Origin of the sequence: Vreelandella vilamensis (genome assembly GCF_031451755.1) — a bacterium.
GTDB lineage: Bacteria > Pseudomonadota > Gammaproteobacteria > Pseudomonadales > Halomonadaceae > Vreelandella > Vreelandella vilamensis.
Genome location: NZ_JARWAN010000005.1, coordinates 15,317 through 40,301, shown reverse-complemented (window position 1 = coordinate 40,301; position 24,985 = coordinate 15,317). Strand labels below are relative to the sequence as shown.

General features: G+C 52.3%; 23 protein-coding genes and 4 tRNA genes. 12 read left to right on the top strand and 15 right to left on the bottom strand.

Annotated elements, in window-relative coordinates:
• Nucleotides 1-152: 152 nt before the first annotated feature.
• Entirely contained in the window at nucleotides 153-1,124 is a 972-nt protein-coding gene (gene ygfZ, locus QC823_RS04435; RefSeq protein ID WP_309655147.1) for a CAF17-like 4Fe-4S cluster assembly/insertion protein YgfZ, read from the top strand.
• Between the two features lie 3 nt (nucleotides 1,125-1,127).
• On the opposite strand, the gene QC823_RS04430 is transcribed toward ygfZ, so the two are convergent.
• From QC823_RS04430 to QC823_RS04415, 4 genes are all read right to left on the bottom strand, one after another.
• Nucleotides 1,128-1,904, bottom strand: a complete 777-nt coding sequence (locus QC823_RS04430) for a TatD family hydrolase (RefSeq protein WP_309655146.1) — start codon at nucleotides 1,902-1,904, stop codon at nucleotides 1,128-1,130.
• 9 nt (nucleotides 1,905-1,913) lie between these two features.
• The gene (locus QC823_RS04425) at nucleotides 1,914-3,503 is read right to left on the bottom strand and encodes a peptide chain release factor 3 (protein ID WP_309655145.1); all 1,590 of its coding nucleotides are present in this window, start codon (nucleotides 3,501-3,503) and stop codon (nucleotides 1,914-1,916) included.
• A 119-nt stretch (nucleotides 3,504-3,622) separates the two neighbouring features.
• On the bottom strand, nucleotides 3,623-3,844 hold the full coding sequence (locus QC823_RS04420; RefSeq protein ID WP_309655144.1) for a putative motility protein: 222 nt from the start codon (nucleotides 3,842-3,844) through the stop codon (nucleotides 3,623-3,625).
• A 92-nt stretch (nucleotides 3,845-3,936) separates the two neighbouring features.
• A complete protein-coding gene (locus QC823_RS04415; RefSeq protein ID WP_309655143.1) occupies nucleotides 3,937-5,181 on the bottom strand; it encodes an NAD(P)/FAD-dependent oxidoreductase in 1,245 nt (414 codons plus the stop codon).
• 329 nt (nucleotides 5,182-5,510) lie between these two features.
• Here QC823_RS04415 and amt point away from each other — a divergent pair, with 329 nt between their 5' ends.
• Entirely contained in the window at nucleotides 5,511-8,894 is a 3,384-nt protein-coding gene (amt, locus tag QC823_RS04410) for an ammonium transporter (protein WP_309655142.1), read from the top strand.
• 121 nt (nucleotides 8,895-9,015) lie between these two features.
• On the opposite strand, the gene QC823_RS04405 is transcribed toward amt, so the two are convergent.
• From QC823_RS04405 to QC823_RS04390, 4 genes are all read right to left on the bottom strand, one after another.
• A tRNA-His gene (locus QC823_RS04405) sits at nucleotides 9,016-9,090 on the bottom strand.
• Nucleotides 9,091-9,148: 58 nt separating this feature from the next.
• Nucleotides 9,149-9,223: transfer RNA gene (locus QC823_RS04400), tRNA-His, on the bottom strand.
• A 28-nt stretch (nucleotides 9,224-9,251) separates the two neighbouring features.
• A tRNA-Arg gene (locus tag QC823_RS04395) sits at nucleotides 9,252-9,328 on the bottom strand.
• 124 nt (nucleotides 9,329-9,452) lie between these two features.
• A tRNA-Pro gene (locus QC823_RS04390) sits at nucleotides 9,453-9,529 on the bottom strand.
• Nucleotides 9,530-9,716: 187 nt separating this feature from the next.
• On the opposite strand from QC823_RS04390, the gene folD reads away from it, so the two are divergent.
• Both folD and mtnN read left to right on the top strand, forming a co-directional pair.
• On the top strand, nucleotides 9,717-10,592 hold the full coding sequence (folD, locus tag QC823_RS04385) for a bifunctional methylenetetrahydrofolate dehydrogenase/methenyltetrahydrofolate cyclohydrolase FolD (protein ID WP_309655141.1): 876 nt from the start codon (nucleotides 9,717-9,719) through the stop codon (nucleotides 10,590-10,592).
• Between the two features lie 60 nt (nucleotides 10,593-10,652).
• A complete protein-coding gene (mtnN, locus tag QC823_RS04380; protein WP_309655140.1) occupies nucleotides 10,653-11,360 on the top strand; it encodes a 5'-methylthioadenosine/S-adenosylhomocysteine nucleosidase in 708 nt (235 codons plus the stop codon).
• A gap of 18 nt (nucleotides 11,361-11,378) precedes the next feature.
• Here mtnN and pyrC read toward each other — a convergent pair whose 3' ends face one another.
• Nucleotides 11,379-12,416 carry a dihydroorotase gene (pyrC, locus tag QC823_RS04375; RefSeq protein ID WP_309655139.1) on the bottom strand — a complete coding sequence of 346 codons (1,038 nt, stop codon included), beginning with the start codon at nucleotides 12,414-12,416 and terminating at the stop codon, nucleotides 11,379-11,381.
• A 154-nt stretch (nucleotides 12,417-12,570) separates the two neighbouring features.
• On the opposite strand from pyrC, the gene QC823_RS04370 reads away from it, so the two are divergent.
• The 3 genes from QC823_RS04370 to QC823_RS04360 are packed head-to-tail and all read left to right on the top strand — an operon-like array spanning nucleotide 12,571 to nucleotide 14,867.
• Nucleotides 12,571-12,990, top strand: a complete 420-nt coding sequence (locus QC823_RS04370) for a hypothetical protein (RefSeq protein WP_309655138.1) — start codon at nucleotides 12,571-12,573, stop codon at nucleotides 12,988-12,990.
• Entirely contained in the window at nucleotides 12,990-14,267 is a 1,278-nt protein-coding gene (locus tag QC823_RS04365) for an ATP-binding protein (RefSeq protein ID WP_309655137.1), read from the top strand. The genes QC823_RS04370 and QC823_RS04365 overlap by 1 nt, the downstream gene beginning before the upstream one ends.
• A gap of 45 nt (nucleotides 14,268-14,312) precedes the next feature.
• Nucleotides 14,313-14,867 carry a response regulator transcription factor gene (locus tag QC823_RS04360; protein ID WP_309655136.1) on the top strand — a complete coding sequence of 185 codons (555 nt, stop codon included), beginning with the start codon at nucleotides 14,313-14,315 and terminating at the stop codon, nucleotides 14,865-14,867.
• A 54-nt stretch (nucleotides 14,868-14,921) separates the two neighbouring features.
• On the opposite strand, the gene QC823_RS04355 is transcribed toward QC823_RS04360, so the two are convergent.
• Entirely contained in the window at nucleotides 14,922-15,695 is a 774-nt protein-coding gene (locus QC823_RS04355) for a 3-hydroxybutyrate dehydrogenase (RefSeq protein WP_309655135.1), read from the bottom strand.
• Between the two features lie 116 nt (nucleotides 15,696-15,811).
• The gene (hybE, locus tag QC823_RS04350; protein WP_309655134.1) at nucleotides 15,812-16,237 is read right to left on the bottom strand and encodes a [NiFe]-hydrogenase assembly chaperone HybE; all 426 of its coding nucleotides are present in this window, start codon (nucleotides 16,235-16,237) and stop codon (nucleotides 15,812-15,814) included.
• Nucleotides 16,238-16,384: 147 nt separating this feature from the next.
• On the opposite strand from hybE, the gene QC823_RS04345 reads away from it, so the two are divergent.
• Nucleotides 16,385-16,648 carry a GrxA family glutaredoxin gene (locus tag QC823_RS04345; protein WP_309655133.1) on the top strand — a complete coding sequence of 88 codons (264 nt, stop codon included), beginning with the start codon at nucleotides 16,385-16,387 and terminating at the stop codon, nucleotides 16,646-16,648.
• A gap of 111 nt (nucleotides 16,649-16,759) precedes the next feature.
• Nucleotides 16,760-17,557, top strand: coding sequence for a VOC family protein (locus QC823_RS04340; protein WP_309655132.1), 798 nt, complete (start codon nucleotides 16,760-16,762; stop codon nucleotides 17,555-17,557).
• A gap of 79 nt (nucleotides 17,558-17,636) precedes the next feature.
• Here QC823_RS04340 and QC823_RS04335 read toward each other — a convergent pair whose 3' ends face one another.
• Nucleotides 17,637-18,305, bottom strand: a complete 669-nt coding sequence (locus tag QC823_RS04335; protein WP_179930065.1) for a CoA transferase subunit B — start codon at nucleotides 18,303-18,305, stop codon at nucleotides 17,637-17,639.
• Between the two features lie 88 nt (nucleotides 18,306-18,393).
• Complete coding sequence (locus tag QC823_RS04330) at nucleotides 18,394-19,092, bottom strand: CoA transferase subunit A (RefSeq protein ID WP_309655131.1); 699 nt, start codon at nucleotides 19,090-19,092, stop codon at nucleotides 18,394-18,396.
• Nucleotides 19,093-19,311: 219 nt separating this feature from the next.
• Between QC823_RS04330 and QC823_RS04325 the strand changes: the two genes are divergently transcribed.
• The 3 genes from QC823_RS04325 to QC823_RS04315 all read left to right on the top strand — a co-directional run bounded on the left by QC823_RS04325 (nucleotide 19,312) and on the right by QC823_RS04315 (nucleotide 22,085).
• Entirely contained in the window at nucleotides 19,312-20,199 is an 888-nt protein-coding gene (locus tag QC823_RS04325; RefSeq protein ID WP_309655130.1) for a LysR family transcriptional regulator, read from the top strand.
• 93 nt (nucleotides 20,200-20,292) lie between these two features.
• The gene (locus QC823_RS04320; protein WP_309655129.1) at nucleotides 20,293-21,174 is read left to right on the top strand and encodes an acyltransferase; all 882 of its coding nucleotides are present in this window, start codon (nucleotides 20,293-20,295) and stop codon (nucleotides 21,172-21,174) included.
• Between the two features lie 128 nt (nucleotides 21,175-21,302).
• Complete coding sequence (locus QC823_RS04315; protein WP_309655128.1) at nucleotides 21,303-22,085, top strand: murein hydrolase activator EnvC family protein; 783 nt, start codon at nucleotides 21,303-21,305, stop codon at nucleotides 22,083-22,085.
• 79 nt (nucleotides 22,086-22,164) lie between these two features.
• On the opposite strand, the gene gcvT is transcribed toward QC823_RS04315, so the two are convergent.
• Both gcvT and QC823_RS04305 read right to left on the bottom strand, forming a co-directional pair.
• Nucleotides 22,165-23,295: a glycine cleavage system aminomethyltransferase GcvT gene (gene gcvT / locus QC823_RS04310; protein ID WP_309655127.1), complete on the bottom strand. Its 1,131-nt coding sequence runs from the start codon at nucleotides 23,293-23,295 to the stop codon at nucleotides 22,165-22,167.
• A 95-nt stretch (nucleotides 23,296-23,390) separates the two neighbouring features.
• Nucleotides 23,391-24,788 carry an alanine/glycine:cation symporter family protein gene (locus QC823_RS04305; RefSeq protein ID WP_422823588.1) on the bottom strand — a complete coding sequence of 466 codons (1,398 nt, stop codon included), beginning with the start codon at nucleotides 24,786-24,788 and terminating at the stop codon, nucleotides 23,391-23,393.
• Nucleotides 24,789-24,985: the final 197 nt, after the last annotated feature.

The window sequence follows — 24,985 nt, the reverse complement described above, 5'->3', positions numbered from 1 at the left end:
TCCTCGTGCCTTTAGCCTTGTGCAAATTCGCTACGGGTAGCGAGTCTAGCATGCTAAAGGTTGCTTGCAATTAAGCTCCTCGACCCAACATGTTAGTCTTAATACCTATTCTCAACGACACGCCCACCGATACGGCGAGGAGTTTGTATAACATGGTCACCCCGATGGTGTTAGCTTCAACGGCACAGATAACACATTTAGCCAGTGTGGATGTGAAAGGTGAAGACGCTGAAAAGTTCCTCCAAGGCCAAACCAGTGCTCACGCCGCTCTAGCCAACGGTCACTTTGCCCCACTGACCTGCTTTTGCACTCCTAAAGGGCGTATGCTCGCCAATACGCAACTGCTGCGCTTAAGTGATAATCACTTCCGCTTGGTGCTATCTAGCTCGCTAGTCGAGCCACTTATCGCGCACTTAAAAAAGTTTGCCGCCTTTTATCGCGCTGAGCTCAGCGCGCCCGAAGATGTAGTGCTCTTCGGTGCCGCAACTGACGACGCCTCTGTTATTGCCGACGCGCTCAATCTTCCGTTGCCAACCGTCACGTGGCAACAGCAAAGCGATGCTCAGGGCAATAGCGCTCTTTGTTATCCGGAGGATGTGGAAAACGAAACGTCCGTCCGCTGGCTGTTTGCCCTAACCGATTCAGCCGCCGAAAACTTTCAAGCAGACGCTGAGCCGCGCCGTTGGCAGCTTTCCGATGTCCGCCGAGGCTTGGCGTGGTTAGAGGCTGATCAGCAAGATCAGTATCTACCGCAAATGCTTAATTGGGAGGCACTGGGCGGTATCAGCTTCAAAAAAGGCTGCTACACGGGCCAAGAAGTCGTGGCGCGGGCGCACTTTCGTGGACAGGTCAAAAAACGGCTGGCACGAGGTGTTATCGAAGGGAATCAACCATTAGAGCACGGCGCTAGTATCACCAATGTTGGGGAAAAAACGGTAGGCGAAGTCGTTACCAGTGCCGTTAATGACAATGGCCAAGTTGAGCTGCTTGCTGTCATCAACACCAAGACACTTGAAGAAGGCAAGCTAACACTTGAGGACCAACCACTAACGCTACGTGAGCTTCCCTACCGCATTGAACGCTTGGACCCTGAACAGTTAGCTCAAACGATCCCCACTGCGTAACCGTTACTTCGCTTGATCAATCGGCAGCTTGAAAAGCCGCGCTGCCGTTAGCGTACTCGCGTTGGCAATGGCGCTTTCAGGTTGTTCGCGCAGCGCCGCCACGCGGTGGCATACCTTGGCCACGTAAGCAGGCTCATTACGCTCCCCCTGATGCCCGCAAAGCGGCATATCGGGGCTATCGGTTTCCAGCACAAACGCATCCTCTGGCAATGACTTGATGGCACGCTGTAACCGTTTCGCTCGTGGGTATGTCGCCGCTCCCCCAAGTCCTAACACGAAGCCCAAATCCAAAAACGCCTGTGCTTGCTCGGGCGAGCCTGAAAAGGCGTGAATCAAACCACCGGCGGGCAGCTTGAGCTGGCGCAAGCGCTTGGCTACCTGGTCGTTAGCCTGTACGCAATGAATAATGACCGGCAACTGCCGTGCCTTGGCTAAGCGCAGCTGAGCGTTAAAAAAGTGCCACTGATCCTCCCAAGTATCGTTAAAGCGTGCATCAATACCGCACTCTCCTATCGCGATAACCTGGGTGTTCTTATCCAGTATTTTATCAAGCGCATCAATGTCTTCCTCCTGATGCGCTTGGATAAAATAGGGATGTAGTCCCAGGGCAATACTCACCTCGTCACGCTGCCCTAGCGCTAGCACATTTTCCCACCGTGAACGCCTTGTACCCGGCACGACAAAATGCTGAACGCCCTTGCACTTTGCCCGCGCGAAAACGGCTTCGCGATCACTATCAAAATCGGCAAAATCCAGATGGCAGTGAGCATCGACCAACATAGAAAAAGCCTAGTGCTCGCGCGTGGGCTGGAAGCGAATCTCCGGCCAGCGCTCTTGCGTCATTTGAAGATTCACCCGCGTAGGGGCGATGTAGGTTAAATAACCGCCGCCATCAATTGCCAAGTTGGTGCTCGCTTTGCGTTTAAACTCTTCCAGCATTTTGGCATCTTCGCAATAAACCCAGCGGGCCGTATTAACGTTCACCGCTTCATAAACGCAGTCCACTTTGTACTCTTCTTTCAGCCGGTGAGCGACCACATCAAATTGCAAGGTGCCCACGGCGCCGAGAATCAGATCGTTATTATCCAGCGGCATGAACACCTGAGTCGCACCCTCTTCTGAAAGCTGCTGCAACCCTTTTTGCAGTGCTTTCATCTTTAATGGGTCTTTCAACCGCACGCGCTTAAACAACTCCGGTGCAAAGTGCGGAATACCGGTAAAGCGCATGTCTTCACCTTGGGTAAAGGTGTCACCAATCTGGATCGTGCCGTGGTTGTGCAAGCCGATAATATCGCCAGGCCAAGCCTCTTCCACCTGTGAGCGATCCGACGCCATAAAAGTCAGCGCGTCGGCAATTTTGACATCTTTACCAATCCGTACATGGCGCATCTTCATGTTCTTATCGTACTTGCCCGAACAAACGCGCAAGAAGGCAATGCGGTCGCGGTGATTGGGGTCCATATTGGCCTGAATCTTGAAAACGAAGCCGGTAAAACGCTCATCGTCCGCTGGTACTTCGCGGGTGTCGGTCTCCCGCGGCTGCGGCGCCGGGGCATACTCAACAAAGCCATCAAGCATTTCGCGCACGCCAAAATTACCCATCGCGGTACCAAAGTAAACGGGGGTTAACTCACCCTGACGGTACGCTTCTAAATCAAATTCATGCGAGGCGCCGCGTACTAACTCTACCTCCATGCGCAGCTCTTCGGCCTGTTCTTCGCCAAGAACCTCATCAACATCAGGATTATCTAACCCTTCGATGCGCTTATCATCGGGGATACGGCTACCTTGCCCCTGGGTATAGAGATGGACGGTGTCGTTATAAAGATGGTAAACGCCCCTAAAATGGCGCCCCATACCAATCGGCCACGTCATCGGCGCACACTGAATATTGAGAACCGTTTCAACCTCGTCCATGACCTCGATCGGATCGCGAATGTCACGATCCATTTTATTGATAAAGGTCAAAATGGGCGTTGTGCGCAGGCGACACACTTCCATCAACTTGATGGTCCGATCCTCAACACCCTTGGCGCCGTCGATGACCATCAGCGCCGAATCTACCGCCGTGAGGGTGCGATACGTATCCTCAGAAAAGTCTTCGTGCCCCGGCGTATCAAGCAAGTTAACAATGCGCCCACCATAAGGAAACTGCATCACGGAGGTCGTCACCGAGATCCCCCGCTCCTGCTCCATTTTCATCCAGTCGGAGGTCGCATGGCGATCATTACGCTTGCTTTTCACCGAGCCTGCCATCTGGATAGCATTGCCAAAAAGCAGCATTTTCTCAGTGATGGTGGTTTTACCCGCGTCGGGGTGCGAGATGATCGCGAAGGTTCTTCTGAGCCCGGCTTCTTGGGCGACTTTAGCGTCGGACATTAGACTCTCTGAGGGGTAGTAAATAGGGTTAATAAAAGATTTTTCTACCGCCCATTCTAACGTAAAGCGCCAGCTATATCAGCTGGCGCTTTACGTGCTTACATTAAGGCGTCATCGACCTAGGCGTAAGTATTAACCTGAGTGCCCAGATTACCTTCAGAAGCGAGGCTGGAGCCCTGATCAGATCCAGAACCAGCCGTCGCTGACTCCATTAGCGCCGATACCTGCTGTTCTTGATTATCCAACGCTTCCTTAAAAACCTGCATTTGTGCTTGCTGGGCACTCTGCGCCTGGTTCATATACAAGGACGTACTTACTGCATTGCTGACAGAAGCATCCATTGCTGCCTCCTTTTCTGTACCATAAATGTACTACTTACATTAGCAGGGCTTGAACGCATGCGCAAAAGCCGCAGCTGCCAATGCTGGTATTTCTAGAAACGATTGGCGCTAAAAGGTTCCATATTAATGGCAGTGGGTTGACCTTCGATCATATCCGCCAGCAACTGACCCGTCGCGGGCCCCAAGGTAAACCCTTGGTGCCCATGCCCAAACGCTAGCCATAAACCTTTGTGCTTTGTCGCTGGGCTTATCACCGGTTTCATATCGGGCAAACAAGGACGCGCTCCTTTCCAGGGCGCATCATCACAACGCTCACCAAGCGGAAACAACTTTCGCGCGGCTTTCTCCGCCGAAGCAAGTTGCGATAGATGTGCTGGCGCCTCTAGATCGTCTAATTCCGCCCCGGTGGTCAGGCGAATCCCGGCTCGCATGGGCGCCAGCAAGTAACCTACATCAGCATCCATTACCCAATGATTGAGGTTAGCTTTTTCTTGGCTTTTGTAATGCATGTGGTAGCCACGCTTAACAAAGGTAGGAAAGTGATAGCCCAGTGGTTTAAGCCAGCGCGCGGACCATGGCCCTAGTGCAACAACGACATCATCCGCTTTAAGCGTCTCGTTTGCCGTCTTTACTGTCCATGTTGCCTCACCGTCCTGAGATAAACCCTGTACCTCACTTTGTATAACACGCCCGCCGCTTGCTTTGAATGCATCTGCATAGGCGGCCACCAAAGCGCCAGGATCCGCTACCGTCCAAGGGTCGAGCCAATGAATCGCCCCGACGATCTCATCACTGATGTCCGGCTCTTTCACAGCGAGCGAGGTACGATCAAGATGCTGAAACGCCACACCAAAACGTTTTTTGTTTTCGGCAGCCTCTTTCAGGCGTTTGTCCAAACTCGATTGAGAGCGGAATAATTCCAAAAACCCCTGCTTCTTAATTAATTTTTCCGCCCTCGCCGCTTCAATCATGGGGGCATGGGTATCTAAGCAAAGCTGAATCAGCGAAGCATACTCCGGTACGATGCGCTGATAAGCGCGAGGAGCTGAGTTCTGCCAGTACTGTAATAGTGGAGACGCCGCGTGGATCATGCCCCCTGGACGATAGCGGATATCCACACGACGATTAGGCAACACGCCTAATAATGTTTTCATATCACGCGGAAATGCATACGGACGCACGGCTTCTCGCTGAATGATACCGGCATTGCCAAATGAAGTTTCTCTCCCCGGCTCGCGGCGGTCGACCAACGTGACGTCATGACCACGCCTAACCAAATGCCAGGCGATACTGACACCCACCATACCTGCCCCTAAAACGATACTACGACGCGTCATAGTGTGATTCCTGTTCGTCTAACGTGGTCAACGTAATCTTAGTGTATTTTTTATACACTAAACTTTTTGTTTAACTATAGAAATTAGCACCATTTTTAACGTATTTAAATAGACGAAAAAACCATATTAAATCTTAAAAAAGAAAAATATTACTTTAAAGACAACAAAATTAGCCATGTTTACTATTAGCGGCATGACTTTTGCAAAGCTAGTATGAACCACTGCTTCTTGCTTCAACCTCAGTGGAGCGCTGGCGTTAATAACGTCGAGGAAGCAGCACTTTTGGCACTTAATTGGTGCAGTTCATGCACGCTTATGGAGAAGCTACCATGCCAGAACGACTGCTCATGGACACCACACTTATTGATTCTCTTTGGGTTTTATGGGCCGCCGCCTTGGTTTTTGTCATGCAAGCCGGCTTCTTATGTATTGAAGCAGGCACCACGCGCAGCAAAAATGCCATCAACGTGGCGATGAAAAATATTGCCGATTTTGCCGTCGCCATCAGTGTCTTTTGGCTAGCGGGTTTTGGAATTATGTTCGGCGCCTCCCACCTAGGTTGGTTTGGGACCTCACATTTTGGCTGGACACTGACGACTAACGACAGCTGGCTACTGACCCTGTTCATTTTCCAAGCGATGTTTTGCGCCACCGCCGCCACAATTGTGGCGGGTGCAGTGGCTGAACGCATACCGTTCATTGGCTATCTTTGGCTCTCATTCTGGGTAGCCATACTGATTTACCCTTTTTATGGCCATTGGGCATGGGGCAGTGTCGCAACCGGGAAGCCCGGCTGGTTAGAAGCCTTAGGGTTTATTGATTTTGCCGGTGCCACTGTAGTCCACAGCGTCGGTGGCTGGGTTGCGCTGGCAGCGGTGATATTGATCGGGCCGCGTCGAGGTCGTTTTCACAAAGGCAAGCCGCCAACCTATTTCCCGGCCGGCAACCTTCCCCTTGCCATGCTTGGCGCTTTGTTCATGATTTTAGGTTGGTTTGGCTTTAACGGCGGCAGCACGCTGGGTATCGATGCTCGTATTCCCGGCATTCTGGCCAACACCATGTTAGGTGCCGTTGGCGGTATTCTATCGGCGTTACTTATCGGTTGGCGGGTACGACGCTATGCTGATGTCATGTATGCGCTTAATGGCGCAATCGCCGGTCTAGTGGCGGTAACCGCGGGGGCACATGTCATTTCACTGGGTGCGGCGTTTTTTCTCGGCGCAGTAAGCGGTTTACTCATGGTCTTTGCCAATGAATGGCTGCTTAAAAAGCATATTGATGATGCCGTTGGGGCTATCCCCGCGCATTTGGTGTCCGGCATCTGGGGCACCTTGGCGTTTGTGTGGTTTGCCGACCTTTCCGCGCTAAACACGGGCCTCTCGCGTAGCGCGCAATTTGGGATACAGCTTTTGGGAGTGGTGGCCTGTGGTGTGTGGAGCTTTGGTATTGCCTGGCTGCTTTTGAGTATCACCGCCAATTTTTTACCACTGCGGGTCAGTTGGGAGGCGGAAAAAATGGGCCTCAATCTTGCCGAACACGGCGCCACTAACGAGTTAGCGCAATTACTCGCACATATGCGCCGCCATGAACAACAAGGCGATACCCAAGAGCGTATTGACGCCGACCCTTTTACCGAATTGGGCGAAATTGCGGCGAGTTATAACCGCGTCTGCGCCGCCATGGAAAGCGCAGTCGCTCATACCCGTGTGATGCTGAGAAACCTGCGTGACGGTGTGATTACGTGGCAAGCCGATGGCACGGTGACGGGGTTTAATCCAGGCGCCGAAAAACTGTTTGATATAAGAGCAGAAACACTTATTGGCAAACCCGTCACGAACCTTTTGTCCGACATCACGCTTGCTCCCGGTAGCCGCGGCGAACTCAAGCTGCGTACCGCCAAGCAGGAAGTTCGCTATCTCGAAATTCAAATCAGTCAAGGTGCCGACGGGTCTGCGTCGGAACACTCCGGCATGGTTAGGGATATCACGGAACAGCGCTTACTTCAGGAACAATTAAACCGTGAGCGCGATCTCGCACGCACGACACTTGCCTCTATTAACGACGGCGTCATTACCACCGATGCTAGCGGCTGCGTTACCTTTATCAATGCCGAAGCACGTCGCTTGACCGGTTGGCGGCTTGAAGAAGCTCAAGGAAAACCCATTCATCACGTTTATTGCCTGATAAACGAGGAAAGCGGCACACCTCTGGCCAACCCCGCCCGCTTTGTGCTCAATAACGGCCAACCACTGCAGTCTGATACCCATTGTTTGCTGCTGCACCGTGATGAAAGCCGCACCCCGATTCAGCATAGCGCTGCCTCGATTCGCTCTCGGGAAGGCCTAACTCTCGGCGTCGTCGTGGTATTTCAAGATGTCAGCCTGACACGCGATTTATCGGCACAGCTAACCTATCAAGCCAGCCACGATGCGCTGACGGGATTAATCAACCGCCGCGCATTTGAAGCCACATTAGCGGCGTTACTTGACGGCAACGGCGATTGCGACCATGTGCTCTGCTATATTGATCTTGACCAGTTTAAGATCGTTAACGATATCTGCGGCCACCTGGCGGGCGATGAGCTTTTACGACAGATCGCACAAAAGTTGAAGTCGCACGTGCGTGGCAGTGATACCGTCGCCCGTTTAGGCGGTGATGAATTCGCCCTATTGCTACCTAACTGCGCACTTTCCAATGCTTGCCAGGTTACCGAAGCGCTGCGTAAAGAGGTCGAGAGATTTCGGTTTGCCTGGCAATCCCATACCTTCAGCATTGGCACCAGCATCGGTATTGTGGCCATCATCCCGCACCTGCCCATGACACTTAATCAAGCGCTTCAGGCAGCTGATATCGCCTGTTACGCAGCCAAAGAGGCAGGACGTAATCGTATCCATTGCTATGAAAGGAGTGATAACACTCTGGTAGAGCGTCATGGCGAGCTCCAGTGGGTACAGCGCCTACAACGCGGGCTAGATGAAGATGCTTTTCGTCTCTTTGCACAACCTATCGTCGCGGTCAGTGCCAATACGCCGGCTTACCACGAAATTTTATTGCGTCTTGAAGAGAACGGACAAATTATTAGCCCGGGTAGCTTTCTGCCTGCGGCAGAGCGCTATCACTTGATGCCCAAAATTGACCGTTGGGTAGTGAAAAATACGCTTGCCTGGCTAAGCGATCACTGCCGCCAGGCAGCTCCTAATGCGCTCTCATGCTGGGGCGTCAACCTTTCCGGCGCATCGCTATCCGACCCGGCTTTTTGTAATGAGCTGATTCAACAAGTGACTAATGCTCATCTGCCGCAAGGCACGTTATGTTTTGAAGTCACCGAGAGCGCCGCTATTGCGCAACTTTCTCGCGTTAGCGAGCTCATTGTTCAGCTCAAAGCATTAGGCTGCCACTTTGCTCTTGATGATTTTGGTACAGGGCTATCATCGTTTAGCTATTTAAAGCAGTTGCCGGTGGATTTTCTTAAAATTGATGGTCACTTCATTCGCCACATTCACCAGGACCCGATTGATCGCGCCATGGTCGAAGCCATTCACTCCGTGGGCAAAACACTCAATATCGCCACTATTGCCGAATTCGTCGAAACGCAGGCAACACTCGATGTATTGTTTGAGCTCAATATTGACTACGCGCAAGGGTTCTTATGGGGAAAGCCACAACCCCTAACCACGCTTGCCAAAACGGACATAAAAATGATGCCACGTTAAAGCGTAAGCACACAAACACATCCACACAAACGTAGCCACACAGAAACCGCCAAGGAAGGCAATGGACTTAATATGAAGAGAAATATAAAAAAGAGACTTAAAAGAGGAAGGTAAAAAGGAATGGGGTGGATGATGGGGATCGAACCCACGACCACCGGAGCCACAATCCGGGGCTCTACCACTGAGCTACATCCACCATAACCTTTGCACTTGTTAAAAACAGTGCTTACATAACATACTTGTAAACCGCTTTATGGGGTGGATGATGGGGATCGAACCCACGACCACCGGAGCCACAATCCGGGGCTCTACCACTGAGCTACATCCACCATAAAAGCAAATTTTAACAGGTGCGACTGGCGCGCCCAGCAGGATTCGAACCTGCAACCTACGGCTTAGAAGGCCGTTGCTCTATCCGATTGAGCTATGGGCGCACTCGCGAAATCTCATTAGAAAAATGCCTGAACTAGTAAACGCTCGCCAGGGTTTAATCCAAATAGATTGAAAGCACTAAACCACAACTTGGAAAAGCAAAACACCATCTTCCACGTTAGGTTATGGTCGGGATGGAGGGATTCGAACCCCCGACATCCTGCTCCCAAAGCAGGCGCGCTACCAGACTGCGCTACATCCCGAATTTACAACCTAAACGTTACCGTATGGCTCGCCTCAAGCGAGGCATATATTACGTTTTTTAATTTTAAAGTCAACCATTAATGCGCCAATACATTATCTTGCTTTGCCTTACCGCGCTGGCATGCGAAAATTACACAATTAAATGCTTTTCATGCAGGCTTTTTTTCACTGACGGGGACTGTATTAATGACCGCCAAACTCATCGATGGTAAAGCCATTGCCGCTAACGTACGCGACACCGTATCGGCTAATGTTAAAGCGCGCCTTAACACGGGCGCCCGAGCGCCGGGCTTAGCGGTTGTGCTGGTGGGCGCTGACCCCGCATCTCAAGTCTATGTGAACAACAAGCACCGCGCTTGTGAAAAAGCCGGTATTCACTCTTTTCAACATGAACTGCCTGCGACCACGACGCAAGAAGCGCTTGAAACGTTAATCGATCAGCTCAATGCCGACCCCGCAGTGGATGGCATTTTGGTCCAACTGCCGCTCCCTGACCACTTAGATTCGCGTCCAATCCTTGAGCGTATTCTCCCCAGCAAAGACGTTGACGGCTTTCATCCTTATAACCTTGGTCGCTTAGCGCAACGCACGCCGGCACTACGTCCGTGTACGCCCAAAGGCATTATGACCCTATTGGAGAAAAGCGACTTAACCGTACGCGGCCTTGATGCCACGGTCATCGGCGCCTCCAACATTGTCGGACGTCCTATGGCATTAGAGCTTATGCTCGCCGGCTGCACGACCACGATATGCCATCGTTTTACCCGCGATTTAGCCGATCACATCCAGCGTGCCGATTTGGTTGTTGTTGCGGTGGGCAAGCCCGGTATCGTCAAAGGAGAGTGGATCAAGCCTGGCGCGATCGTGATAGACGTGGGCATTAACCGCCAAGATGATGGCCGCCTGATTGGCGATGTCGACTTTGACACAGCCGCCGCGCGCGCAGGCTATATCACCCCCGTCCCTGGCGGCGTAGGCCCCATGACCGTTGCCACCCTGCTAGAAAACACTCTTGAAGCAGCAGAGCAACACGACCCTTCAGGTATCACGAGACAAACATAACCCTTATACCTTCAAAACCTAGGTACAAGTTAAATCGCAATAAACAATGGAGACGAATTTGTGAAGCGAATTGGGATTATCGGCGCCATGGCGCAAGAAGTGGCGATTCTGGCCGAGCAGCTGACTAACGTAGAGCGCCACGATCATGCCGGTTTTACGTTTTATCGCGGCGAGCGCCACGGGTTGGACGTGATTATTCTGCAATCCGGGATCGGCAAGGTGAACGCAGCAGTAGGCACGGCGGTTCTGCTCGAGCGCTATGAGCCTGAAGCCGTGATCAACACCGGCTCAGCAGGCGGTTTTGCCACGGAATTGGCCATTGGCGATGTGATTATTTCTGACGAAGTCCGCCATCACGACGTTGATGTGACGGCTTTTGGTTATGAAATGGGACAAGTGCCGGGCATGCCCGCAGCGTTCGCGGCAGACCCTGGGCTGCGCGATGAAGCGCGCCGCGCCATTCAAGCGCTAAATGAAGTCAACGTCAAAGAAGGCATGATCGCCACCGGCGACAGTTTCATGGCAGACCCAGAACGTGTCGAGCGCACGCGCACACTTTTCCCCACCATGCTAGCCGTGGAAATGGAAGCCGCCGCCATCGCGCAAACCTGCTACCTTTTTAGCTGCCCTTTCGTCGTCATCCGTGCGCTTTCTGACATACCCGGCAGCGGTGACAACCACCTCTCTTTTGAAGAGTTTTTGGATATCGCCGCCGCGCATTCGTCAAAAATGGTCGATCAGATGTTGCGTCAGATAGGCGCCGCGTAACCATCCACGAGCCATACGTTAGTTCACTTTCTTCCAAGCCAGTGTCTCACCTGCTTGCAATGGCACAATGCGCTGACCATCCGCATAAGGGTAGTGTTCAGGTAGCTGCCAGGCATGACGTTCTAAGGTAATGGTATCGGCATTGGCAGGCAGCCCATAAAAACGTGGGCCATTAAGGCTGGCAAAGGTTTCTAAACGCTCAAGGGCGCCCGCTTGCTCAAATGCCATCGCATAAAGCTCAATTGCCGCCGGCGCGGTATACGCGCCGGCGCAGCCGCAGCTGGACTCTTTGGCATTCTGGGCGTGGGGGGCGCTATCCGTACCGAGAAAAAACTTGGCATTACCCGAAGTCGCCGCACTCAACAATGCTTGGCGGTGACGTTCGCGCTTTAAAATCGGCAAGCAGTAGTAATGCGGGCGAATGCCACCGACCAACATTTGATTACGATTAAAAAGAAGGTGATGTGCTGTGATTGTCGCGGCGACATTATCCGATGCTTGTGTGACAAACTCAGCCGCCTGCTCGGTAGTAATGTGTTCGCACACCAGCTTTAGCGTGGGGTGACGTTCAAGAAGCGGCTTCAATATACGTTCGATAAAGACCGCCTCACGGTCGAAAATATCAATATTGCTATCGGTCACTTCGCCATGAACCAAAAGCGGCATGCCCGCTTCGGCCATCGCCGCGATGGTGGTATCGCAGTGACGAAGGTCTGTTACGCCAGAATCGGAATTGGTCGTCGCGCCAGCGGGGTAAAGCTTAACGGCTTTAATAACACCGCTTGCCAAGGCACGCTCAATCTCTTCCGGTGGTGTGGTATCGGTAAGATATAGCGTCATCAACGGCTCAAAAGCACTTTCTTCTGGCAGTGCTTGCAAAATACGCTGTCGATACGCTATTGCCTGTTCCGTGGTTGTCACCGGTGGTGTTAAGTTAGGCATGATGATGGCGCGTCCCATTTGCGCGGCACTGTGCCCAACCACAGCATTCAGCGCATCGCCATCACGCAAGTGAAGGTGCCAATCGTCAGGGCGCGTTAAAGTAATGGTTTCCACGGCGGTTCCTATTAGGCTGTTGCACATCAATAAATAATCGAGTGCACAGTATACCCAATCTCGGGATGGGTGAAATTGCCGTACGTATCTGCCCACAGCACATGTCAATTATCGTATCATTACCCCATCAAATGCCCGTAAGGAAAGAGTCTTTATGCATAATGTGAGGCGCTATGCGGATGTCATCGCTGGCCTAGAGGGTCTCTTGTGGCTTGCGCTGGGATGGTCCATTACTTTCTCGATCCATCAGGGCAGTACCGAACCAACGCTTGCCGTCATATTTTTAGTCGCCACGATGGTTTTTTTCAGCTGGGTACATCGCCCTTTTCGGCTGCTTATACGTCGCTATCACGTGCGCAAGCGACGTACCGATATGTGGGTTCACCTGCTCGCTCTGCCCCTGCTTCTGGCCATGTTTTTTTACCTCTTGCTCGACGCTCTATTTGGCGGGGCGTGGTTGCCACCCAAAATGTTAGCGGTGAATATCCTCGCCTCCGCTGGATGGCTTACTTTTGTGGTGACGTTGCTGGTGAAGTTTGTCATTCATAGTGTCAAAAGTACGAACAAAACCTAATGCCTACAGAACTGCTTTTGCCGTTGTCGACGCCTAACCGCAACCTGGTTCGCCTAACCATCGTTCGCGGTATCACGTGGACGGGTTTTCTCATCGCCATTATTGTCGGCGTTGAGCTGCTTGCCTTCGAGATGTCAGTACTCGCTGTCGTTAGCGTTGTGATTGCCATGGGCGTGCTCAACATCATGACGTGGTGGCGGCTGGGGCAGCCACGCGAGGTCAAACACAATGAGTACTTATTCCATTTTCTCGCGGATATCGTCGGCCTCACGTTACTGTTCTATTTCACCGGCGGGGCCACGAACCCGTTTGTCACGTATTACCTCGTACCGGTGACCATCGCCGCGGCGACATTGCCTTGGCGACACACCTGGATCATCGCCCTTTTGGCCATGGCAGGTTATAGCTTTTTGATGTTTCACTACCACCCCATTCCCCAGCTAGGTCACATCAATACGGATAGCAGCCCTCTAAGTCTGCACGTGCTGGGTATGTGGCTTAACTTTGGCCTTTCAGCTGGGTTAGTGACCTTTTTTATCTATAAAATGGCGGACGCGCTACGGCGACGCGACCAAGCGCTATCACGCACCCGCGAAGCGGCCCTGCGAAACGAGCAAGTGCTGGCGGTGGCCACCCAAGCGGCAGGAACCGCCCATGAACTCGGCACGCCGCTTTCGACGATGGCGGTACTGCTCAATGAAATGGAAAACGAAGTCGATGCCAACTCGCCGCTAGGAGAAGACATCGCACTGCTGCGCCAACAAGTGAATACCTGCAAAACTCGCTTGCAGCACTTGGTTTCTCATGCCGACCGCCGACGTATGGCAGAACCTGAGGTGCGCGATGCCGAGCAGTGGTTAGCCGAGGTAGTTCAACGCTGGCTGGTTCTGCGCCCGGATGTTACCCATCAGCTAGACGTCGCTGAACGCCGGGGGCGCCCATGGCTTGCGGTCGATGCGACGCTTGACCAAGCACTCACCAATTTGTTGAACAATGCCGCCGATGCTAATCCAGAGCAAATTGCTATCAGTATCGACTGGCAGGACGATAGCGTCATCATTGATATTCGTGATCATGGACCAGGCATTTCGCTCTCCATTGCCGATCAATTAGGCGACACTTTTGTTTCCACCAAAAGCAAAGGAATGGGCATCGGTCTCTTTCTCACCCATGCCACAATCAATCGCTTCGGCGGCGGCGTGAGCCTGTATAATCACCCAGAGGGTGGAACGCTAACCGAGGTAATTCTGCCAAGAAGCTTATCTCCACCGACATAATATGGTCAACGCCCCGCTGACGACTGACGACTTATTGAGGACGCTATGTCTAGCAAAACGACATCAACACGAGACCAACGCCTGCTCATCATCGATGACGACGAAATGTTTTGTCATGTGTTGAGTCGGGCATTAACACGGCGCGGCTACGAGGTAAGCGTTGCCCACGATGCCGACCAAGCCCTTACGCTGGCGGCCGCAGAAATGCCTACCATGGCGACCCTGGACCTTAAGCTTGAGCAAAGCTCCGGGCTAAAACTCTTGCCAGGGCTTTTAGCTGCTTCACCTAAGTGCCGGGTGGTGGTGTTGACCGGCTATTCCAGCATTGCAACGGCGGTTGAGGCGATCAAACTGGGGGCGGTCAACTATCTGTGCAAGCCAGCCGATGCCGATGATGTATTGAATGCTTTTGAACGACAAGAAGGCGACCCGGATGCCGAAGTGGCGGACAACCCACCATCGGTCAATCGTATTACGTGGGAGCATATTCAAAAGGTTTTGCAGGAGCACGATGGTAATATTTCGGCCACGGCTCGCGCCTTAGGCATGCACCGCCGCACATTACAGCGCAAACTGCAAAAACGCCCAGTGAGACGCTAAAAAACCCCGCATAAAGCGGGGTCTTGTCGGTTGCTCGCCAGTTGACGCATAGGGTTATTGCGCTGTCCAGCCTAAATCAATGTTCCAGCTTGAGCCGGTCACCGCACCGGCCATATCCGAACTTAAATAAGCCACCATTTCGGCCACTTCGGCAGGTTCGATTAAGCGTTTGACCGCGGCATTTTTCAGCATGATTTTCTCAATGACTTCTTGTTCTTCCATGCCATGCATTTTAGCTTGATCGGCGATCTGATTATCCACCAGCGGCGTTTTCACATAGGCGGGGCAAATAGCATTGGCGGTAATCCCCTGATCACCACCCTCTAACGCGGCTGTCTTGGTAAGGCCAATCATCCCGTGTTTGGCGCTGATGTAAGCGGATTTTCCTGGCGAGGCGACTTGTGCATGTACAGAGGCGACATTAACAATGCGTCCCCAGCCTCCCTCACGCATGGATGGCCAAGCGGCTTGAGTGAGAAGAAAAGGGGCGGTAAGCATCAAGTCGATAATTTGACGCCATTTCTGCTCAGGAAATGTTTCAATCGGCGCTACGTGTTGAATGCCTGCATTATTCACCAGAATATCAACACTTCCAAAGCGCTTTACGGCCTCCTCCACGGCGGCACGACACGCATCCGGGTCAGTAAGATCCGCTTTAAAAAACGCAGCGCCAGCAGCTTCCGCGACCTCTTTACCTGCCGGGTTAAAATCAACAGCTAACACTTGATGCCCAAGATCACACAATTTTTTAACCACGGCTTCCCCAATGCCGCTGCTGGTCCCGGTGACCAAGGCAACGCGGGGTGTCGGTTTGTTGATTGCTGTCATAAATTACCTCTTAATGAATTTTGCGGTAAAACAATGGATTGATATCAGTTTCAGTGTTTTAACTTTCTTACATCAACTCTCTTACTTATGCTACCTGATTGCGTATGCGACTAGGCTCATTCGCTTGGCCGCATTAAGCGCTCCATCAGTTTTTGTGCAAGCTGCGCCGCTTCTTGCATGCTCTCGATTTCACTCAAATCGTCTAAGATAACTCTCTGGTACCACGCGACACCGTCTAGTGAGCAATGCTGCAAGCGATAGCGGCCCGATGGCAAATGCAGTAAAAGCGTATCGGGTGGCCCCCCCTGCAGCTTTTCTGGCTCGGGTATTGCGATTAGCGATAAAGCACATGGGCTTATCAATGCCCCCACAAGGCCTCTCTCCTCTAAGCCACCATCTTGCCAACGCTGAAAGCATAGTGCATCTACGCCCAGCTTAGGATTATATTCTGTTTGTTTTTTCAACGTCTTAAGGCGGGCATCCCGATAATTTCGTGCGCGCTCTGCAAGCGCTGCATATTCATCAGCCGTTAACGTTTGCATACCGATGCGCTTTTACCTCTCACTTATTTAATGCAAAGGACGCCATAACTCAGTTTAATCACCCACGTAGCATAGTGCTATTGGAGAAAGACTGAGGCGTGGTCCACAATAGTGTCTATGTAAGTATGTCTAAATAGGAGCTTTTATATGTTCGTAGTGATTTACGGTCGTCTTTCTTGCCCGTTTTGTGTCATGGCGAAGCGCCTCGCCGAGCAGTTAGAAAAAAGCGGTAAAATAGAAGGTATTCGCTACATCGACATGCCTTCAGAAGGAATTACCAAAGAAGATATTGCCAAGACCGCCGGCAAAGTCATTCATACCGTCCCTCAGATCTTCGTTGACCAAGAACATATCGGCGGCTTTACTGAGTTTGAACAGTTTGTGCGCCAACATCCTGCACTTTCTACCTGAAATGCTGCCAGCCGTTTATGTGCGTTGAACGCGACTTTTTTGCCTTGCCTATAATGACCCAAACCGCCATCAAAATTGGCGCTTATACGGTATATTAGGCGAGGATACTTCATGTTCTTCCCCAGCACGCCCGATCAGGTGGCGCAGCGAGATGCGTTTCTACAAGAGCTATGGCTTGATTACGTACATACGCACCCAGACATTGCGGCGTTAAGGCTTTGGCCTACTGATACGCCCCCTGCTTATTTCACGCTACTGACTCTCAACCACGGTTCCTATGGCACAAGCTATCTTACCCCGGCGTTAACGCGGCTGGGGTATATAGCGGTCGCTCATTATGCGATGGCCGACAAAGGGCTGTTAATCTCTTTACTGGCCCCGGAAAATGGTGAGAGCTGGCTAGTACTGGCTGAGTTGCAAACCGGCACTCTGTGCAAAGCACCTCGCGATGCGCTTATCGACCTCATGCAACAAGCACCAATGACAGAAGGTGAGACACACTCCGTTTTTCACAACGGCCGACCCTGGCCAATGCCCACTTGGCAGCTCTATCAATCTCTCTGTGCGGCACACCCATTAGCGGCTTGGCTGTCTGTCATGGGGCCACGTCTTCACCATGCCGGGTTTGATTGCCAACAATTAGGGCTATCACTCAGTACACTCGACCAGCAGTTTCGTGAGGCAGGCGTGATGGGGGGCGAGAGCTTACAACACGGGGTGTTTCCGGTATCGAACTTACTTGATCACCGCTTTTACCTTACCACCGCGCAAAAAACCGTGTTTGCCGAAGGCGATGAGCACCGCATCTGCTTGGGCGGTCTAGCAATTGTGCAGAAACACGTTAGTGATGCTCACGAACAAGTTGCCGAGCTATTATTACCCCACCATACCCGCTGCGAAATGGCGTAGGTGGCACTTTTTGTAACGGTGCCACCTAGCTCGTCTAGATCACTTACGCTTAGCTTATCGCTTATGCACTAACGTAGCCTTAGGACGCCTCAACAAACGTCATTTCCGGCACATGGTCAGGCACAATTAGCTTACCAGCCGTTTTCTCGACGATCTCTTCAACGCTGACGCCCGGAGCACGCTCTTTGAGGATAAAGGCGCCATCTTTAATTTCCAGATACGCCAGATCGGTCAGCACGCGATTAATGCAACCTGCACCGGTGAGCGGTAGGTTGCACTGTTCCAAAAGCTTGGATTCGCCGTGCTTAGACGCATGGGTCATGGTGCAAATAATATTTTCAGCGCCTGCCACAAGATCCATGGCACCACCCATGCCTTTAATAAGCTTACCTGGGATCATCCAAGAGGCAATATTGCCGTTTTGATCAATCTCAAAAGCGCCTAATACCGTTAAATCAACGTGCCCCCCACGAATCATGGCAAATGATTCCGCCGAGGAAAAAATCGCCGCGCCAGGGCGCGCCGTCACGGTCTGCTTGCCCGCGTTGATCATGTCTGGGTCGAGTTCGTCTTCGGTCGGGAACCGCCCCATGCCTAATAAACCATTCTCCGATTGCAGCATGACATCCATGCCGTCAGGAATGTAATTAGCGACTAGCGTCGGAATACCGATACCTAGGTTCACATAAAAACCGTCTTCTAATTCGCGGGCAACGCGCTGTGCCATCTGTTCACGTGTCAAAGCCATGGTGTCTTTACCTCTTATTGTCTCAAGACGTCTTGTTGTCTCAAGATGGAAATCGATTTGAGCTTGTTTACGAGTATCGTAGGACGCGTTAGCTATGTACGGTGCGCTTTTCGATGCGTTTTTCGAAGGAGCCTTGAATTAGACGATCCACGTAGATACCCGGCGTATGAATTTGGCTTGGATCAAGCTCGCCCGGCTCAACAATCTCTTCCACCTCAACCACGGTAATTTTGCCCGCTGTAGCCGCCATCGGATTAAAGTTCTGCGCGGTATGGTGATAAATGACATTACCGTACCAGTCAGCTTTCCATCCTTTCACAATGGCGAAATCACCCACGATCGCCTCTTCCATAATGTGCTGACGACCATTAAATTCGCGCACCTCTTTACCATCACCAATCGGGGTGCCATAGCCCGTGGCGGTATAAAAAGCAGGGATACCGGCACCGCCAGCGCGCATTTTCTCCGCTAATGTGCCTTGAGGAGTAAGCACGACCTCGATTTCATCGTTGAGCATTTGCTGCTCAAACATCGCGTTTTCGCCCACGTAGGAGGCCAAAATCTTGCGAATTTGACGATCTTCCAGCAAAAGCCCCAGACCGAAACCATCTACCCCGCAGTTGTTGGAGACCACGGTTAAATCTTTAACGCCGCGACGCTTAATTTCCGCAATCAAATTCTCTGGAATACCGCACAGGCCAAAACCGCCCGCAATCACGGTCATTCCGCTCTCAATACCCTGCATTGCTTCTTCATAAGAAGCGACGCGCTTATCAAATCCTGACATGGTAGTTCCTCGCTTGTTGTTGGTTGATCACATTCCATGCACTGTGCGAACACGATTAATCGCTCGCTACGCCAGCACCTAACGTGACGTCAGTGTTGTGCCAGATAATATATTTGTTAAGTTTGTTTTTTTTATCAATTTATTTTTAAATCTTATCAATACTGCGGTCTTTCTCGTTTTCTGACGCACGTTTTCACCATAGGGCGGTCAAGTTTCAGCATGACAGTAAAACAGTTACGCGCATTTCTCGCTGTAGCACAAACCTTAAGCTTTACCCAAGCCTGCGAGCGCCTGCATTTATCGCAGCCCGCCCTGAGCCTTGCGATCAAAGGATTAGAAGAAACGCTGGGGGGCAAGCTTCTCATTCGTAGCACTCGCAGTGTACGCCTAACCCCTGAAGGGGAATCGCTTTTACCACTGGCAAAGCACTTATTAGCACAATGGGATAACACCGAAGAGCGATTACGCCAACGCTTCACCCTCCAGCTTGGGCGGCTAAGCGTCGCGGCGATGCCGTCGTTTGCCTGCAACTTATTACCCGCTGCCCTGGTGAAGTTTCGCCAGCAATATCCCAAAATCAACGTCACGGTGCACGATGTGGTCAACGAAGAAGTGACCGATATGGTGCGTTCCCGGCAGGTAGAAATGGGAATCGCTTTTGCGCCGGAGGGCACCGGGAGCCTGCTGTTCACCCCTTTGTTTGAGGATCATTTTGTCGCTGTCGTACCGCGTTTAAGCCGCCAAGCAAAAGCCAAGCAACTATCGTGGGCTGATTTACTTACCCATGATTTTATTACGCTACAACGGCCATCGTTGGTGCGCCGTTTGCTAGAGCAGGCCCTCCAGGAGCAAGACATTGCTCTTCCCGTGGCGTTTGAAAGCCATCAGCTCTCAACGGTGGGTCGCATGGTAGCCGATGGGTTAGGCGTCAGTGCTGTGCCCTCGATGTGCATCCAACAAATGCACGAACTTGGCGCGCACTGCGTACCGCTCACCACGCCAGGGGTTTCGTGCCGTGTTGGTATCTTGACCCATCAAGAACTTTCTGTCGCCGCGCAAGCACTGCGCGATGTCCTACTCGAATGGGTTCAAACGCCGAGTCTATGAGGCACACCGAAAGGACAACGTACCACTGTGAAGCAAAGGCAATATCCATTAGCATTTGCTCGACAACTGAACGTTATTAGGGAAGCACCAAGCATGCCGATTGTTAAGGGGCTCGTCAGCGCTTTGCTGTTTGCAGTGAACACGTTGTTCTGGGGCATCCCACTGATTGCTCTTACGCTGCTCAAGTTACTTGCACCCACACAAGCACTAAAAGACATGATGCTGAAAGGCTTAAACGCCATCGCTCTGAACTGGATCGGCTTTAATCTTTGGTGGATGCGTCACTGGCTAAAGCCTAACCTCAGCACAGAGGTACCGGATGGCCTAAGCCAGAACCAGTGGTGGCTGGTGATTTCCAATCATCGCAGCTGGACAGATATTTTTATGTTGTTTATGGCCCTGCATCGACAAATTCCTATGCCACGCTTTTTTCTCAAAACCCAGCTGATTTGGATACCTATTGTGGGCCTTGCCTTTTGGGCGCTTGAATTTCCCTTTATGCGTCGCTACAGCCGAGAACAAATGGAGAAAAACCCCAAGCTGGCCGACATTGACCGCCGTGCCACCGAGCGTATGTGCCAGCGCGCGCGGCACCACCCCATCGCCATCTTTAACTTTGTCGAAGGCACGCGTTTTACGCCCGCCAAGCGCGATGCTCAGCAAAGCCCCTACCAACACCTGTTACGGCCAAAAGCGGGTGGCGTTGCGCAAGTACTTAACTTGATGGGGGATCAACTAGACGGGATTTTGGACATCACGATCAGCTATAAAAACCCAAACCCAACTTTTTGGGGATTCTTATGCGGCCAAGAGTCCCCCATCACCCTGACCGCGCGGCGACTGGAAGTCCCCGCCTGGATGCTAGATACTCACTACCACGCGCAATCGCAGCATAAGGAACGCTTCCACGCATGGATCAACACACTGTGGCAGGAAAAAGATGCCCAGTTGGACCGTCGCACCGATCACGATTGACCCTTGGCTGGCTCGCCCTGGTCGTCATCACGGCGGTACTGACACTTAGCGGATGCGCTGGCAACTCAAGTTACCCTGAGCGAATTGACCGACCCAGCAGACAGGCTGACTCGATCAATGGAAACTGGGTGTCTATTCAGCGTGGTGATACGTTGGGCAAACTCGCACAGCGTGCCGATGTGCCCCTTGAACGCTTGCAGCGCTTTAACCCCAGCGCCGACTCGCGTCGTCTTGCGGTGGGTCAGAAGATTTTGATTCCCACTCAGCAAGAACGCGCTCCCTCTGGCGGCCCATACCGCTACCAAGTTCGCCCAGGCGATACTTACGCCGCCATCGCCCGCCACTTTGGCACCAATAGCCGCCACATTCAGAATGCTAACTCAGGCGTTTCCCCAACCGCGTTACGGGTAGGTCAGATCATTAGCGTCCCGCTAAACGGCACCTCCATGACAACAAGCGCCAGCCGCTCCTCAGGCCAAACCGCGCGTTCGTCCAGCGTCTCCTCAACAAGCTCTAAGGCAGGCGGTTTACCTGCCTCCGCAAGACGCTGGCCTTGGCCACTGGACGACTATCGTATTGTGCGGCGCTTTGGAACGGATAGCCACGGCACCCTTCAGCCAATGTTGCTGGCGACCCAGGCGGGCGCGAAGGCCAAGGCCGTAGCCGCTGGCGATGTGCGCTTTGCCAGCAGCATGCGCCAGCTAGGACAAGTCGTGATTGTTCACCATTCGGATAACCTTCAGAGCGTGTATGCCCTATGCGATGGACTGCATGTCGATGAAGGCGAGCGCGTTAAGGCTGGCGACCTCTTGTGCGACGTCGGTCAAAACAGCAGCAATCAACGCTACGACTTGCTCTTTGACTTACGCCAAGGAGGCAAGCCTATTGATCCTAGAGACGTGCTTAAATGACGTTTCATCACCGATTGTCATCGACGTTTATCCGCGGCAGCTATCCGCGGTCGTTATCTGAGATGGCTATCTGAGATGGCTATCCGCGATAGTAACCCGTTGCCACGAAGGGGGTTTTTGTTACCACCATAGAAAGTTGCTTACCACGCACTTGCGCATATACCTGCGTATCCACGGCTTCAAAATCGCGCTTTACGTACCCCATAGCGACCGGTTTACCCAGGCTAGGTCCAAACCCACCTGACGTTACTACGCCAATCTCATTGCCATCCCCATCGACTAGTGGCGCACCTTCCCGTACCGGCGCACGCCCTTCAGCCACAAGCCCTATCCGCTTGCGCGTGTGATCTTTGGCATCCACTTGATGCAAGATAAGGTCGGCGCCAGGGAAACCGCCGGCGCGCTCACCGCCACGGCGACGCGGTTTGCTAATGGCCCAAATAAGCCCAGCTTCTACCGGTGTCGTTTGGGTGTCCATATCATGACCGTAAAGACATAGGCCCGCTTCCAAGCGAAGAGAATCGCGCGCACCTAGTCCAATTGCCTCGACCTCCGGCTCAGCCAATAGTTGCTTAGCAAACGCATCTGCTATGTCAGCAGAAACAGAAATTTCAAAGCCATCTTCGCCCGTGTAACCGCTGCGGCTAACCCAGATTTCCTCGCCGGCAAGCTCTCCTTCAGTCAACGTAAAGCGCGAATGCTGCATAAATACCAGCTTGCACGCTTGCGGGCAAAGTCGCGTCATTACCTCGGCCGCTTTCGGCCCCTGAAGGGCGAGCAATGCACGATCATCCAGATACTCAATGGTATGCGTTTCACCTAAATTCGCACGCAGGTGGGCTAAGTCTTGCTCTTTACACGCTGCATTGACGACCAAATAAAAATGCTCGCCAGCGTTCACGATCATTAAATCGTCCAAAATCCCACCTTCCATACTGGTAAAAAGCCCATAACGTTGAGCGCCTTCTGCAAGACCGACAATATCGGCAGGAATCAACGTCTCCAGGGCTTCTGCCACCTTATCGCCACGTACAAGAATCTGCCCCATGTGCGAAACATCAAATAACCCGCAGTGAGCGCGAGTATGTTCGTGTTCTTTTTTAACCCCGAGCGGGTACTGCACCGGCATCTCGTAACCGGCAAACGGCACCATCTTGGCCCCTTGCGCAACATGTAATTGATGCAATGGGGTCTGTTTCAAATCGCTCATGTCTCGTCCTCGCTAATAACAACAAGCTAGAAAAAAGAGCGGGAAGACACTTGCGTGCCTTCCCACCCCCGGTACCGTAACGCTATGTCAAAAAATCATGACGATTTGTCGTGATCCAGCTCTTCGCCGGGCAACACATTTTTACCATCGAAATAATCTTTTGTCAGCTTGAAGACAACCGGCGACAGCAGCGCCAAAGCGATCAAGTTGGGAATCGCCATCATGGCGTTGAAGACACTCGCCAGCACCCAAACCAAATCCAGGTTAGCCATAGCCCCCAGCGGGATCGCAATGATGAACAACACCCGATAGAGCGTGATTGAGCGGGTGCCGAACAGGAACTGGAAACACTTCTCACCATAGAAGGACCAGCCCAGGATAGTAGTAAAGGCAAAGACCGCCAGGGCAAAGGTCACCACGTACTCCCCTATTCCCGGCAGCGCTAGGTCAAAGGAAACCGCAGTCAAGCGTGCACCAGTCTCACCTCCGTCCCACTCAACGCTGGTGAGAATAACCAGGGCAGTAATGGAGCAGACGATGATGGTGTCGATAAAGGTCCCCAACATGGCGATCAACCCTTGGCGCACCGGGTTTTTCGTTTTTGCCGCAGCGTGTGCGATAGGCGCACTGCCCAGACCGGCTTCGTTGGAGAAAATACCGCGGGCCACACCAAACTGAATCGCCATAGCCACGCCAGCACCCGCAAAGCCCCCTGCTGCGGCGATTGGGTTAAAGGCATGGTAGAAAATCAAGCTGAACGCCTCACCGATCTGACCGGCGTTGAGAATCAATACCAGGATACCCGCCAAAACATAGGCGATTCCCATGATGGGCACTAACTTACCTGCCACCTTGGCGATACGCTTAATGCCCCCAAGAATCACCGCACCGGCCAGAACCATGAGGACCAAGCCAGTAAGCCAATGTGGCACACCTAACGACTCACTAAGCCCTTCAGCCACCGAGTTGGACTGCACGGTATTGCCGATACCGAAAGCCGCTACTGCGCCGAATAGGGCAAAGGCGCCGCCGAGCCAAATCCATTTTTTTCCTAAGCCATTTTTAATGTAAAACATCGGCCCGCCGACGTGGAAACCCGTGCTATCGGTTTCACGAAAGCGCACCGCCAGTACGGCTTCGGCAAACTTAGTGGCCATGCCGACAAGTGCGGTAATCCACATCCAGAAGACTGCCCCCGGGCCACCCAGAAAGATGGCGGTAGCCACACCAGCAATATTACCGGTACCGATAGTGGCTGATAGTGACGTCATCAGGGCGTTAAACGGGGAAATTTCTCCATCGGTGTCCGTTTTAGCTTTACCATCAGGTGTGTGTTTCGCGTCACGCCCCTGCCACATCAACTTGAAGCCAGTCCCAAGCTTACGCAGCGGAACCAGCTTGAGGCCAAGCTGAAGGTAGATGCCGACACCTAATAGAAGTACTAGCATGGGAACGCCCCACACGATACCTTCCATCGAGCTTAAGAATGTCATTAATGCTTCCACAAAACTCTCCTTATAACCCTTAACGGTTGTTATATATCGTTGGTGTTGTAGGCAGGCTTACTGCTATTTTGCCGGGCTTATTGTGATAGGTCAGGTGACTATTTAAAGAGGCGCCTCGACCTTTCGCGCTGACAGGCTATTGCAACGAATTAGCACGTGACTACGCATCTTTGTGGTTTCTCTGG

What these genes read in the sequence shown, in the direction of transcription:
- QC823_RS04370 (WP_309655138.1), top strand. Translation starts at nt 12,571, where the DNA reads ATGCATAATGTGAGGCGCTATGCGGATGTCATCGCTGGCCTAGAGGGT.
- QC823_RS04325 (WP_309655130.1), top strand. Translation starts at nt 19,312, where the DNA reads ATGACAGTAAAACAGTTACGCGCATTTCTCGCTGTAGCACAAACCTTA.
- hybE (WP_309655134.1), bottom strand. Translation starts at nt 16,237, where the DNA reads ATGCAAACGTTAACGGCTGATGAATATGCAGCGCTTGCAGAGCGCGCA.
- gcvT (WP_309655127.1), bottom strand. Translation starts at nt 23,295, where the DNA reads ATGAGCGATTTGAAACAGACCCCATTGCATCAATTACATGTTGCGCAA.
- amt (WP_309655142.1), top strand. Translation starts at nt 5,511, where the DNA reads ATGCCAGAACGACTGCTCATGGACACCACACTTATTGATTCTCTTTGG.
- QC823_RS04365 (WP_309655137.1), top strand. Translation starts at nt 12,990, where the DNA reads ATGCCTACAGAACTGCTTTTGCCGTTGTCGACGCCTAACCGCAACCTG.
- ygfZ (WP_309655147.1), top strand. Translation starts at nt 153, where the DNA reads ATGGTCACCCCGATGGTGTTAGCTTCAACGGCACAGATAACACATTTA.
- QC823_RS04430 (WP_309655146.1), bottom strand. Translation starts at nt 1,904, where the DNA reads ATGTTGGTCGATGCTCACTGCCATCTGGATTTTGCCGATTTTGATAGT.
- folD (WP_309655141.1), top strand. Translation starts at nt 9,717, where the DNA reads ATGACCGCCAAACTCATCGATGGTAAAGCCATTGCCGCTAACGTACGC.
- QC823_RS04305 (WP_422823588.1), bottom strand. Translation starts at nt 24,788, where the DNA reads ATGACATTCTTAAGCTCGATGGAAGGTATCGTGTGGGGCGTTCCCATG.
- QC823_RS04425 (WP_309655145.1), bottom strand. Translation starts at nt 3,503, where the DNA reads ATGTCCGACGCTAAAGTCGCCCAAGAAGCCGGGCTCAGAAGAACCTTC.
- QC823_RS04415 (WP_309655143.1), bottom strand. Translation starts at nt 5,181, where the DNA reads ATGACGCGTCGTAGTATCGTTTTAGGGGCAGGTATGGTGGGTGTCAGT.
- QC823_RS04320 (WP_309655129.1), top strand. Translation starts at nt 20,293, where the DNA reads ATGCCGATTGTTAAGGGGCTCGTCAGCGCTTTGCTGTTTGCAGTGAAC.
- QC823_RS04355 (WP_309655135.1), bottom strand. Translation starts at nt 15,695, where the DNA reads ATGACAGCAATCAACAAACCGACACCCCGCGTTGCCTTGGTCACCGGG.
- QC823_RS04345 (WP_309655133.1), top strand. Translation starts at nt 16,385, where the DNA reads ATGTTCGTAGTGATTTACGGTCGTCTTTCTTGCCCGTTTTGTGTCATG.
- QC823_RS04420 (WP_309655144.1), bottom strand. Translation starts at nt 3,844, where the DNA reads ATGGATGCTTCTGTCAGCAATGCAGTAAGTACGTCCTTGTATATGAAC.
- QC823_RS04335 (WP_179930065.1), bottom strand. Translation starts at nt 18,305, where the DNA reads ATGGCTTTGACACGTGAACAGATGGCACAGCGCGTTGCCCGCGAATTA.
- QC823_RS04340 (WP_309655132.1), top strand. Translation starts at nt 16,760, where the DNA reads ATGTTCTTCCCCAGCACGCCCGATCAGGTGGCGCAGCGAGATGCGTTT.
- QC823_RS04360 (WP_309655136.1), top strand. Translation starts at nt 14,313, where the DNA reads ATGTCTAGCAAAACGACATCAACACGAGACCAACGCCTGCTCATCATC.
- QC823_RS04330 (WP_309655131.1), bottom strand. Translation starts at nt 19,092, where the DNA reads ATGTCAGGATTTGATAAGCGCGTCGCTTCTTATGAAGAAGCAATGCAG.